This window comes from Flavobacterium sp., from assembly GCF_029242675.1.
In the GTDB taxonomy this organism is placed as follows: Bacteria; Bacteroidota; Bacteroidia; order Flavobacteriales; family Flavobacteriaceae; genus Flavobacterium.
In genome coordinates this window covers 1-12,737 of record NZ_JAQWTM010000034.1, presented here as the reverse complement: position 1 = coordinate 12,737, position 12,737 = coordinate 1, and the positions used below count along the sequence as shown (strand labels likewise).

Below are 12,737 nucleotides of genomic sequence, written 5' to 3'. Positions count from 1 at the left end.
GTATTAATTTTAAAAGAAAAGCAATGAAAAAAACAGGAATATACTTGTTTAAAGTTTCTCCTGTTTTAGTTTGCCGCGTTACAAACGCTCTATTTTATCTTTTTATGTAAGTAGGTACTCGATGCAATCGAGCACCAGAATTAAGGATAAACGAGCGCCAGATGGGTATAATGTGAGGGATAATTTGCAATTTAAAAGACATTGTGTAATCTTTTTGCGTTCGCTTAACATAGCGTGTTTCTTCATGTTTTTCCATAAGGATACTTATTGTGTATCACTATTTCAGGACGGGACATTTTATAAACACAAAAAGGCTACACCTTTTTACTGATGTAGCTTTCTTGATTTGTTTTTTCTGCTCTAGTTTGTGGACACGGATTGCAATTATGCGCTATCCGGATAAGCAAGTTATTTCATATTCGAGCGATTGGGTTAATTTTTTTTTAAAAACCTGTAAAGCAAATATATTAGGTACAAAATAAATACTGTTAAAAAAACCCATATGATTTGCCAAATAAGCAATGATAATTCGAAACTATTGTCCATGATAAATAATTTAAGGTAGTCTTTGTCCGGATAGAATTTGACCGTTTGTTTTGTTTATATTAATTTGAAAGAGTATTGTCGTAGAATTAAAATTACCAATACCTTGTATGCCTGCATTGTATGTTAAGGTTCCCGTAATAAGCACGGTAGTGATGTTACCATTGGTTTTTTGGTTAAAAGCATCTTGGGTCCAAGTGTATCCAGCGTTCATGCCCCAAGTGTTACTAGAAACAGTTTGTATTGTATATGTATTTCCTTCATTTTGTACAATAAGCACCTTAATTCCTGTCCAAGGTAGAAGGTTGAATTTTGTTGTGGAAAGAACCTGGTTAGGTTGTGTTAAAGATTCAATTTCAAAAGCTGCTGGGCTAGTACTATTAATTTTTGCTCTCAAATCTGATTCTGAAACTATTGTAGAACTTGAACTTGAACCACCGCCACCGTTGTTTTCATAACCCCAGTTTATCCCATCATATTGTCCTCCTCCTCCTTCGAGAAGTGAATCAAATAAAGTTAGTAAAGTTAATTTCCCTGGCCCTTTTTGGTAGTTGTTTGTAATTACCACTTCATTTAACTCTTCAAATTCCACCCCATCAATTGTAATTGTTTTATTGGTTGTATTTGTTGGGGCTTTCTTTTTTAATTTTGCCAAAAGTATACCATCTTTCACAGAGAAACCAGTTATGAATACACCGTTAAGATCAGTAATTATTATTTTGCCAGTGAAATGTTCGCTATTTGAACTTGAGTTCGAAATCATATTGAAAATAACACTCTTTATTTCATTATTTACCTTGACCAAAAGTATCCGACTTGATGTGTCTTTTAAGTTGTTAACTAAAGGGATTACAGTTAATAATTGATCACTATTAGTCAGTCTTTCAAGATTGATATTGTTTAGATCTGGTGAAAATGTTACAGACTTTCCTGTTGTAGTAATACTCAACACTTTTTTGTGCTGCAAAAAAAGTATAGCCTCATTGGGTTTGATTGTTTGGATTGAACTATCAATTGAACCATCAATTTCCTCAACCTGGCAGTTACTAAGTGAAAAGGATAATACAAAAACAAGTAAACACCTTACTAGATTACTTTTTAGTTTGTGGTTTGTGGTTTGTGGTTTGTGGTTTGTGGTTTGTGGTTTGTGGTTTGTTTCATAATTGGTTTGTTAAAGATACTTTTTTTATTAATAATTTAGACAAATATAACAATTATATAATTGTAAAACAATACCCACTTTTAGTGATATTTCAAAAAAAATCCTTTTCCAGTATTTAAACTAAAAAAGGATTATTGCAATATCATTTATTTGTAATTGAGATGTTTACGAATGGTGTAAAATTTAAATGACTTATATGTTTTAAAAAAAAATTACACCTCAAATCCCAATTTCTCTCTCACTCGTGCCAGTACATCATTGGCTACAGCCGTAGCTTTCTCAGCGCCAATTTTTAGCAACGCATCGACCGCAGGAAGGTTATTGATATAGTAATTGTACTTTTCCCTTTCGGTTTTGAAAGTCTCGCAAATTAACTCAAACAACGCTTGTTTTGCATGCCCGTAGCCGTAATTTCCTTCTAGATAATTTGCACGCATTGTTGCCAACTGCTCTTCAGTAGCTAATAAAGAATAGATAGCAAAAGCATTACACGTATCTGGATTTTTAGGTTCTTCTAGTGGCGTACTGTCGGTTTCGATGCTCATGATTTGCTTGCGCAATGCTTTGTCATCAAGGAATATGTTGATGATATTATTGGCTGATTTACTCATTTTTCCACCATTGGTACCGGGAATCAGCATGTTATCTTCTTGAATTTTAGCTTCAGGAATTACAAAAGTTTCGCCCATTTGGTGGTTGAAACGTGAGGCTACATCACGAGTGATTTCTAAATGCTGTAACTGGTCTTTTCCAACAGGAACCAACTGGGCATCATACAATAAAATATCAGCAGCCATCAACATTGGGTAACTAAATAATCCGGCATTGACATCGTCTAACCGATCGGATTTATCTTTAAAAGAATGCGCTAAAGTCAAACGTTGAAACGGAAAAAAGCAGCTTAAATACCAAGACAATTCTGCTGTTTGTGGCACATCCGATTGTCTGTAAAAAACAACTTTATTAATATCTAGTCCACAAGCGAGCCATGCAGCTGCTGTGCTGTGGGTATTTGTTCTTAAAGTTTCACCGTTCTTTATTTGGGTAACCGAGTGTAAATCAGCAATAAAAAGAAACGATTCGTTTTCGGGTTTGTTAGACAATGCGATTGCGGGCATGATTGCTCCTAAAAGATTTCCAAGGTGAGGTGTTCCTGTACTTTGAACACCCGTAAGTATTTTTGCCATTGTATGTTAGTGCGAGGAACGAAGCAATCGCATCCTCTATATTAAGTTGTTTTTATTTTTTAAAGTTTTCAAATTTAATGCTTTTATAAATAATAGCATAGTTTTACTTACTTTTGGCGCCATGAGAGCAGTAAAACTTATTTTTTGGATCGTTTGGCGCATTTGGTTTTATGTATTAATGACCATTCCTATAGTGATTATGTTTCCGTTTTTAGTGCTTTCTATACTTTCAGAGAAAGGATATCCTTATTTCTTTAAAATGGCTCGGATATGGTCTAAATTCATTCTTTTTGGGATGGGTTTTTACTATAAAGTAAAAAGAGAACAGCTTTTAGACAACCATAAAAGTTATATGATTGTTGCCAATCATACCTCGATGGCCGACATTATGTTGATGCTTGTTATTATTAAGAATCCTTTTGTATTCGTAGGCAAGCAGGAACTCGCTAAGATTCCGCTTTTTGGTTTTTTCTACAAGCGAACTTGCATTTTAGTTGATCGTGGGAATTCTAAAAGCCGAATGGAGGTTTTTAACGAAGCTCAAAAAAGAATTAAACGCGGTTTAAGTGTTTGTATTTTCCCCGAAGGCGGCGTACCTGATGACGAATCGATACTTTTAGATACTTTTAAAGACGGTGCTTTTAGATTAGCAATTGAACATCAAATTCCCATTGTACCGATTACCTTTGCGGATAATAAAAAAAGACTTTCGTACACGTTCTTCAGCGGAAGTCCTGGCTTGATGCGCGCTAAGGTGCATTCCGAAATTAGTACTACAGGTTTGTCTCCATTGGATAGAAAACCTTTGAGAGAAAAGGTGCGTGAAGTGATTCATACACAATTGTTACAGTATGAAAATAAGGATGCCAAAAAGCGATTTGGCTTCTTAACCAATTAAAAAAAAGAGTTGACGTTAGTCAACTCTTTTAGGTTTTATGCTTCTGCTAATTCTTTAATTTTCTCTTTAATTTTAATTTCCAATTCATCAGCTAGTTCTGGATTGTCCTTAATTAACGATTTTACTGCGTCACGTCCTTGACCTAATTTGGTTTCACCATAACTAAACCAAGATCCTGATTTTTTGATAATTTCAAATTCTACCGCTAGATCTAAGATTTCTCCAGTTTTAGAAACTCCTTCGCCATACATAATGTCAAATTCAGCTACTTTAAACGGTGGTGCTACTTTGTTCTTAACAATTTTTACTTTAGTTCGGTTTCCAATTACGTTGTCTCCATCTTTAATTTGAGTAGAACGACGAATGTCTAAACGTACCGAAGCGTAAAATTTCAATGCATTTCCTCCTGTAGTTGTTTCTGGATTTCCAAACATAACTCCAATTTTTTCTCTTAACTGGTTGATGAAGAATACGGTACAATTAGTTTTGCTAATCGTTCCAGTTAATTTTCTTAATGCTTGTGACATCAATCGAGCGTGAAGACCCATTTTAGAATCTCCCATTTCTCCTTCGATTTCACTTTTTGGCGTTAAAGCCGCTACCGAGTCAATTACAACAATATCAATTGCTCCTGAACGAATTAAGTTCTCAGCGATTTCAAGTGCTTGCTCTCCATTATCTGGTTGAGAGATGATTAGGTTTTCGATATCTACACCTAATTTCTCTGCATAGTTTCTGTCAAAAGCATGCTCTGCATCAATAAAAGCTGCAATTCCACCTGCTTTTTGAGCTTCGGCGATAGCGTGTAACGTTAAGGTGGTCTTTCCTGATGATTCTGGACCGTAAATTTCGATTATTCTTCCTTTTGGGTAACCGTTTACACCTAATGCTAAATCGATTCCTAAAGACCCTGATGAAATAGTTTCTACTTCAACAATGGCTTTGTCACCCATTTTCATTACCGTTCCTTTACCGTAGGTTTTATCTAGTTTGTCTAGCGTTAATTGTAACGCTTTTAATTTTGCTTCTTTTTCTGTACTCATCTTCTCTTTTACCTTTTCTTTCATTTGTATTGTTTTATGGCTTTCAGGAGTTTAGGTGTTTAAATGATCAGAGCCTAATTCCTATTGTATCAAATTGTAGTGCTTGTAAAAATACTTTATTTTGATGTAATTTTTAAAGTTCAAAATAAAATAGTTTTTAACAATGTGTTTTAAAGGAACAAAGCTTTTAGCTCTGTTGCTTCTTCTGGTTTTATTTTGCCAGCAAGTAGTAAACTCAATTGTTTACGTCGCAATGCAGCGTCAAATCGCTGAATCTCCAATTCGGTTTCAGGTATGATTTGGGGAACTTCAACAGGTCTTCCTGTATCGTCAACAGCTACAAAGGTATAAATGGCTTCGTTTGCTTTGGTTTTGTTTCCCGATTCTCTGTCTTCTACCCAAATATCAATAAAAATTTCCATCGAACTTTTGAAGGATCTGGAAACTTTAGCTTCAACCGTTACCACACTTCCTAGTGGAATTGCGCGATTAAAAGCTACATGATTCACTGATGCTGTTACTACTATTCGACGTGAATGTCTTCTGGCTGCAATACTGGCTGCACGGTCCATTCGAGCTAATAATTCACCCCCAAAAAGATTGTTCAAGGGATTGGTTTCGCTGGGTAAAACGAGGTCTGTTAGTGTAGTTAAAGATTCTGATGGATGTTTAGCTCTCATAAAGGGAAAGAATATTTTTTAGTTTAATAACTTTAATTTTTAATTTAACCAATAAACCGCCATTACTGCGGGTATAAAATAGATAACAATAGTTCTAGCGCCGTCATAATCCTTGGCTAACCGTTGTCCAAATAGTAACATTAGCAAGGTAATACAAGAAAAGACAGCTCCGTAAAATCCAAATAACCTACCGTTGTTTATGATTAATTGTATAGCGCCAACCACACACAAAACACCTGAGATTAATTCGAGCACCAAAATATTCATTAAAGCGAGTGGTACATGGTTTTTCAACTGTGTTTTAGCAAAATGTCCTTTTAGCCAATCTAAATTGTCCTTCCAATAAAAAATTTTATCATATCCAGATTGAATGAAAGAAATGGCTAAAAAAGCCAAAATTAAAATAGAAGCAACGTTGTTCATAGTGGTTATTTTTTATGGATTAATCGGGTGAGCTTAATAGAGAGATCGGTTAAGATTATTTTAGCATTTCCGTTGCGTTCCACATGGTACATCGCATCTGATAGCTCTTTGAAAATGTCATTGATATTATTGCCGTTTACAAAAGGAGCAAAATTCTCTAATTTAAACTTATCTACTTTGGGTTCAAAATAAACTAAGCTTGGCGCTTCATAATTAAGAAGCAAAGCTTGACGGAACATTTCCATACAAAACTGTAAAAATTTCTTTTGCGCTTCGCGACCTAGACTGGCAATTTTTTCGCTCCACAAAATCAAATCTTGAATGGCAGCGGCATTTCTTTTGGCCTTAAAAGCGGCTCTTACCCAAGTCACGAACCATTCTTCAAAAGGATATTCATCACTGTCATCGTGTACTAAGTGCAGCGCGGCATTGTAATTACCTTGCGATTGGTGCGCTATTTTTGCAGCCAGTTTAGGATCAATTTGTTCGCGATTAACCAAAGCGTCTGCAATAATAGCCTCACTTAAGCCATTAAAGTGCAGAATTTGACAGCGAGAACGTATGGTTTGAATAATATCTTCTTCGTTTTCAGAAATCAGAATGAAAACCGTTTTTTCAGGCGGTTCTTCCAACAGTTTTAAAAGCTTGTTAGAAGCGGCAATGTTCAATTTATCGGCCATCCAAACAATCATAATCTTATAACCACCTTCATAGGATTTTAGCGATAGCGATTTTAAAATTTCGGTAGCGTCATCAACTCTAATTTCACCTTGCTTGTTTTGAACACCAAGAATAGCATACCAATCAAATAACCCTCCGTATGGATTTTGCGTAGAAAAAGCGCGCCATTCTGCAATGAAATCAATGCTTTTGGGTTTGGTTTTTACACTATCTGTGGACACAGTAGGATAAGCAAAATGCAAGTCAGGATGAGATATTTTTTGAAATTTTAAGTTGCAAGCTTGATTTTCGCCATTGTTTTCCCCTGCTTGGTTTCCGCATAAAATGTATTGTGCGTAAGCAATTGCCATGGGTAACGTACCACTACCCTCAGGCCCTACAAATAATTGTGCGTGAGGAATCCTGCCTAAATTAGCACTTTGGGTCAGGTGATTTTTGATGTGTTCTTGCCCTAAAATTTCAGAAAATTGCATAAAGCAAAGATAGCAGAAAATGACGTAGTGTGCGTTTGTGATTGTGAAAGTTTTTTCGAAGTAAACCTTTTTTAAGTTTTTCTCGTATCTGTTGTAGACTTTAGAGTTTTTTTATACTACTTTAGTGTTTTAACTGTAAAAAAATGCTGTTTTTGTGAGTACTTGATTTTTTTCTTACAAAAACAGGTGTGATATAAACATTTTTAGTTTTTTTTTGTTGATAAGTAGTCCGTCAAAAACTGATTTTAACTCAAAAAAAAGTTTATTAACATATTTTATGGTTGTGAGTTAACATAAATTTAATACATTTGTTTTATATATGAAAATAAAAGCTAATATCATGAAGGGAAAAATTGTTTTGTTTACTTTTTTTTTAATTTTTACTAATCAAATAGTTGTATCGCAGGCTAAAAATGCACCGCAAAGTATTATTAGTCCAACCGCTATTATTCGAACTTATCATACTCAAGACGAGTTAAGAGGGATGCAAAAAGGTATGTTAATAGAATTGTATATTGAGAGAACAAGAGTTCTAGTTAAAACATTACCGTATGTTGCATTAGCCACTAAACCGGGGCTTACTCCTACAGATATAGGTATACCAATGGATAGCAACAAAACTAAGTTACAAGATGGTCAAACTGCCGCTACAAATGTGTTTTTAGATTCAACCAAGGAATACCAAGAGCGTCTGGTGCCATATGCTGATACCGAAAATATTATTGCAGGGATTTTGTTTTATGAAGGAATAATCAAGTCTTTGCACTTGTTTAATGAGTATAAATAAATCACAAGCATTGTTTAATTTTAATCGGAAGCTTTTTGATTACTATTTTAATATTTCGTAAGGTTTATTATCTCTTTTAACTAAACAATTATTAATGCTTACTGTGATCAAGAAAATTTATATAAAAAATTAATTATAATGATAAAAAAATTACAGGTTATTTGTTTAATAATCTTTATCGCTAGTGGAGCTAATGCTCAACAAGAGAAAGGAATTATTGGGTATACCAATTGGTTAACAAACTGGACTGAATTTAAACCTACTAAAGTAGAGTATGGTGAGGCAGAACAAATATTAGCAGGGAAAATAACAACAAACACAAAGTTGTACAAAAGGAACGTATATTTGATCAGAGGTAATGTCTACGTTACCAATAATGCAGTGTTAACTATCGAGCCAGGAACTCTTATTATCGGAGATTTTGAAACTAAAGGTACGCTGATATTCACTAAAGGTTCTCAAATTATAGCTGATGGTGTTGAAACTGATCCTATTGTGTTTAGCTCTAATAGAGGTGTTAAAAAAGCTGGTGATTGGGGAGGTTTGGTATTTCTTGGAGACGCACCAATCAATAAGTTTGGTAATTTGTCGTCATTGATTTATGATTTTGACGCATCATTAACTATGTTTGGTGGCAATAATACCGAAAGTAATTCAGGTATAATGCGTTTTGTAAGAATAGAATTTGCTGGAAAAAAAATTAAAGGTTCTCCAACTCTTAATTCTTTGACTTTAGCAGGAGTTGGTAGTAAAACTATCATGGAAAATATTATGGTTAGCTATTCAGGAGGTGATTCTTTCTCGGTGATAGGTGGTGATTTAAATATATCTAAACTTGTTTCTTTTTACTGTATAAATGATGATTTTAAGTTTTCTTATGGAGCTCAGTGTAGAATTTCTAATTCAATAGCAGTTCGATCTTCTTATTTGTCAGGAAATAAAAGTGGGTCAAGGTGCTTTGATATCGTATCATACGAGAAAAAAGAGGAAGTAGATTTTTCTAAAAAACAAACTGCTGTTATTGCTTACAATATTACTATGTTAAACGATAGTGAAAACATTAGTCTTGATATTCAACAAGGTTTAGTAAAAGAGGCAGTTTATGTTGGTAACGATTCTAGTTTAGAAATGAAAAGATCTGTCATTTCAGGTTTTAATCCAGCCGTTGTTTTAAATGAAAATATTCAAATTGATGACAAAAGTTTAAAAAAGATTAGATTTGAAGAAATGTATTTTAACTTGTGTAAAGGAAATATTTTCACAGAGAATAACGAAGATAACTCTGATTTAGAAAATTGGTATGGTAATACTTTCTTTAATAATGTTTATTCACAAAGCAGTAATAAAGAAACTTTTATTGAATTTTCAAATAGTAAAAAGCCAGACTTTAGATTAAATATTGGTAAAATAACAGCTTCTTTTAAGTAGGTTTATCTGCAAAGAAGGTGCTTGAACATAAAAAATTGATAGCTTTGCTATCAATTTTTTATGTTTTTACCAGTATAAATATTTTAAAAATTTCATAATCATGATAGTATGATAAAAAAGTATTTTTACTTCGTTTTGATTATTTGTCTTAGTGCAAATAGTTTAGTAGGCCAATTGGTAATTGCAAAACCAACTTTTGTCTTCCTACAGGCTTGCTCAAATGCGAATTTTAATACTTTTGAAATCCAAATTAATTTTAGCGCTAGTCCATCATTGAATTCAAATAATCAATTCATTATTGAATTATCTGACCCAGCAGGAAGTTTCTTATCACCTAGTGTAGTATACACTACCGCAATTGGAGAAATTACTGCAAGTGGCCAAAAAGTAATAATATCTTTTCCAATAACTACTTCTGGAGAAAAATATCAATTACGAGTTAGAAGTACAATTCCTGCGGTAACTGGAGATAAATCCAATGCTTTTGCGGCTTATTATAAAGCTCATGATGAGCAATTTACCATTAATAATACTGTTGCAACTGCATCTTATTGCGCAGGAGGTAATTATACCCTTAGGATTGATCCTGATGGGAATACTGTCAGTAATTCTCCTTTAAAATATCCATCATTAACATACAATTGGTATAGAGATAATGGTACAAGTCTTCCAAAAACATTAGTTTTATCAGCCGGCCCTGGAAACTATACCGTAACCCAACCAGGTACTTATTTTGTTGAAACGAATTATGGAACATGTACTTCCAATTCGTATTCAAATAGGGTGCAGGTAACTGAATCTACAACAGCTGCTTCTGCAAGTATAACTTCCAGTAAAGGCAATCCTTTTTGTATTGCGCAGGGTCCAACCATCCTGAGTGTTGGTGCTGGAAATAGTTATCAATGGTTTAAAGATGATGTGCCTATAAGTGGTGCAACTTCTCAAACCTATCAAGCAACAACTTCAGGTAAATATAGCGTCAAAGTCGATTATGGTAGCTGCCAAGCTAGCGCTTTTATTCAACTTCAAGAATTTAGAATTAGTAGTACAATTAATGTTCCGCCATCAAATAGTTTAAATACTGGAGAAACATTAGGGGTTACAGTGACAACAGATGCTAGTTCACCTACTTTTCAGTGGTTTTTAAATTCTAAAGTTATTGCTAATGCAACAACAAATAATTATACAGCTTCAAGCACTGGCAATTATAAAATAATTGTAACACAGAATGGAAGTTGTACTATTACAAACGAATTATTTTTTGAAATTACAGGCGCAAATACGAGTATTCCCACTAATGTGCCTAATATACCTAACCTTATAAGTGCAAATAACGATGGTATAAATGATACTTGGGTAATACCACAAGATTACAGTTCAGGTTCAAATTCAAATGTTACAATCATAAGCTCTAACGGAGAAATTGTTATGCAGACAAACAATTATTTGAACGATTGGCCAAACGACTCCATAAATGTTAAAAATATAAATCCGGTTTACTACTATATCATTACAACACAAGATAATCAAGTAATAAAGGGGTCAATAACAGTCATAAAATAGCATGAAGAAAAACCTACTTTTCATAATTTTATTTTATCTAACAATCACACCACTCCACTCTCAGGAAAGTAATTCAGGGGATGGAGTAGTGTCGTTTTCATTACCTATAAGAAATTCTTTAAAATATAATTTATACGTAATTAATCCAGCTTTCAGTTTTGTTAGACAAAACGCAAGCTATGTAACGTTTTACAACAAAAGGCAATGGATTGATTTTTTAAACCCACCTCAAACGTACCTATTTAGCTACTCTGGAAGATTTGCTGAAAATCAAGGACTTGCAATTGGTGCTTTTCAACAAAATTATGGTTTATTAACTACCTTTGGCGGTATTGCAAATTTTGCTCATAATGTCGTCCTTCAGGAAGATAGTAATTTAACGTTTGGATTAAACGTTGGTGCATTTAAAAGCGGTTTGGACGCAGGGAAGATTATTGTAAATAACCCCGACCCTTCATTACAAAATATTCCTTCTAATTTTGTCATGTCTGTCAGTCCAGGAATTAATTATGGAAATACTTTTTTCGATATTGGTGTAGCCTTCAATAATTTAGTCTTGTACAATTTTACAAGTTCAGAACTTATAAAAGAAGATCCCGAGAAAAATTTACAACTTCATGTAATGTATACTGGTTATATTGATACCTATGGTTTTTTCGATAAAAGTAAGTTTTCGACTTTGGTACGGTCTGAATTTAAGAAAGATAAAACGGTTATTTCAGGATTGGGTATGTTGACCTTAGCGCAAGGAGCTTGGATACAAGCTGGCTACAACACTGTTTATGGAGTTTCTGCTGGAGTTGGTTTAAACATTAGTCCCAAAATCTCCATTGAATACAATTATGAAAGAGGTTTAGGGAATTTCTCAAACTTTGGCCCGTCGCATGAATTTGTTATCTCCTATAAAATTAAAAGTCGAACTTATTATTATGGAGACGATGAAGAAGAAGGCGCTTTGATAGCACCTAATAATGCACCTAGAACAATTAAAACAAATACAACAGTTTCAAAATTAAATAACAAATCAAATAGCGTAACTAATTCGTCTACACCGTTAGCAGACAATCAAGCAAAAATTTCTACTGATCGTGCTGCAGCGTTAGCTGAAAGTAAAGCTAAAAACGACGCAGCTATCGCTAATAGAAATAAATTGTTAGAACAAGCAAGATTAAAAGCTATTGCTGATGCTGAAGCAAGAAAGAAGCTTCAAGCTGATTTAAAATTAAAGGCTGATGCGCAAATAGCATCTAGGACTAATGCTTCTAAACCGATTACTTCACCCCAAAACGCTGATGCTAAAGCAAAAGCTGATGCTGAAACTGCTGAGAAGTTAAGATTGGCTGCTGATGCTAAAGCAAAATCTGATGCTGAAACTGCTGAGAAGTTAAGATTGGCTGCTGATGCTAAAGCAAAAGCCGATGCTGCTGAAAAGATAAGATTGGTTGCTGATGCTAGAGCAAAAGCTGATGCTCAAACTGCTGAGAAGTTAAGATTGGCTGCTGATGCTAAAGCAAAAGCTGATGCTGAAACTGCTGAGAAGTTAAGACTGGCTGCTGATGCTAAAGCAAAAGCTGATGCTGAAACTGCTGAGAAGTTAAGATTGGCTGCTGATGTTAAAGCAAAAGCTGATGCTGAAGCTGCTGAAAAGATAAGATTGGCTGCTGATGCTAAAGCAAAAGCCGATGCTGCTGAGAAGTTAAGATTGGTTGCTGATGCTAAAGCAAAATCTGATGCTGAAGTTGCTGAAAAGATAAGATTGGCTGCTGATGCTAAAGCAAAAGCTGATGCTGAAACTGCTGAGAAGTTAAGATTGGCTGCTGATGCTAAAGCAAAATCTGATGCTGAAACTGCTGAGAAGTTAAGATTGGC

At 34.3% G+C, this 12,737-nt stretch carries 11 protein-coding genes; 5 read left to right on the top strand and 6 right to left on the bottom strand.

Going from position 1 to position 12,737, the window contains the following annotated elements; translation table 11 throughout:
- Positions 1-556: 556 nt before the first annotated feature.
- Together P8M54_RS01270 and trpS are read right to left on the bottom strand one after the other, a co-directional pair.
- A complete protein-coding gene (locus P8M54_RS01270; protein WP_300284080.1) occupies positions 557-1,492 on the bottom strand; it encodes a hypothetical protein in 936 nt (311 codons plus the stop codon).
- Between the two features lie 425 nt (positions 1,493-1,917).
- The gene (gene trpS, locus P8M54_RS01265) at positions 1,918-2,892 is read right to left on the bottom strand and encodes a tryptophan--tRNA ligase (protein WP_300284077.1); all 975 of its coding nucleotides are present in this window, start codon (positions 2,890-2,892) and stop codon (positions 1,918-1,920) included.
- A 121-nt stretch (positions 2,893-3,013) separates the two neighbouring features.
- On the opposite strand from trpS, the gene P8M54_RS01260 reads away from it, so the two are divergent.
- Positions 3,014-3,790: a lysophospholipid acyltransferase family protein gene (locus P8M54_RS01260; RefSeq protein ID WP_300284074.1), complete on the top strand. Its 777-nt coding sequence runs from the start codon at positions 3,014-3,016 to the stop codon at positions 3,788-3,790.
- A gap of 35 nt (positions 3,791-3,825) precedes the next feature.
- On the opposite strand, the gene recA is transcribed toward P8M54_RS01260, so the two are convergent.
- The 4 genes from recA to P8M54_RS01240 all read right to left on the bottom strand — a co-directional run bounded on the left by recA (position 3,826) and on the right by P8M54_RS01240 (position 7,090).
- Positions 3,826-4,833 (bottom strand): recombinase RecA, encoded by a 1,008-nt coding sequence (recA, locus tag P8M54_RS01255; protein WP_300284083.1) that lies wholly within the window; start codon positions 4,831-4,833, stop codon positions 3,826-3,828.
- Between the two features lie 170 nt (positions 4,834-5,003).
- Entirely contained in the window at positions 5,004-5,513 is a 510-nt protein-coding gene (locus P8M54_RS01250; RefSeq protein ID WP_300284071.1) for an acyl-CoA thioesterase, read from the bottom strand.
- 39 nt (positions 5,514-5,552) lie between these two features.
- Complete coding sequence (locus P8M54_RS01245) at positions 5,553-5,936, bottom strand: DoxX family protein (protein WP_300284068.1); 384 nt, start codon at positions 5,934-5,936, stop codon at positions 5,553-5,555.
- A gap of 5 nt (positions 5,937-5,941) precedes the next feature.
- The gene (locus tag P8M54_RS01240; RefSeq protein WP_300284065.1) at positions 5,942-7,090 is read right to left on the bottom strand and encodes a DNA polymerase III subunit delta'; all 1,149 of its coding nucleotides are present in this window, start codon (positions 7,088-7,090) and stop codon (positions 5,942-5,944) included.
- A gap of 340 nt (positions 7,091-7,430) precedes the next feature.
- On the opposite strand from P8M54_RS01240, the gene P8M54_RS01235 reads away from it, so the two are divergent.
- From P8M54_RS01235 to P8M54_RS01220, 4 genes are all read left to right on the top strand, one after another.
- Complete coding sequence (locus tag P8M54_RS01235; RefSeq protein WP_300284062.1) at positions 7,431-7,877, top strand: hypothetical protein; 447 nt, start codon at positions 7,431-7,433, stop codon at positions 7,875-7,877.
- A 138-nt stretch (positions 7,878-8,015) separates the two neighbouring features.
- The gene (locus P8M54_RS01230; protein WP_300284060.1) at positions 8,016-9,305 is read left to right on the top strand and encodes a hypothetical protein; all 1,290 of its coding nucleotides are present in this window, start codon (positions 8,016-8,018) and stop codon (positions 9,303-9,305) included.
- A gap of 108 nt (positions 9,306-9,413) precedes the next feature.
- Positions 9,414-10,868 carry a gliding motility-associated C-terminal domain-containing protein gene (locus tag P8M54_RS01225; RefSeq protein WP_300284057.1) on the top strand — a complete coding sequence of 485 codons (1,455 nt, stop codon included), beginning with the start codon at positions 9,414-9,416 and terminating at the stop codon, positions 10,866-10,868.
- A 1-nt stretch (position 10,869) separates the two neighbouring features.
- Positions 10,870-12,737, top strand: a 1,868-nt coding sequence (locus tag P8M54_RS01220) for a type IX secretion system membrane protein PorP/SprF (protein ID WP_300284054.1), incomplete at its 3' end; no start/stop codon positions are given.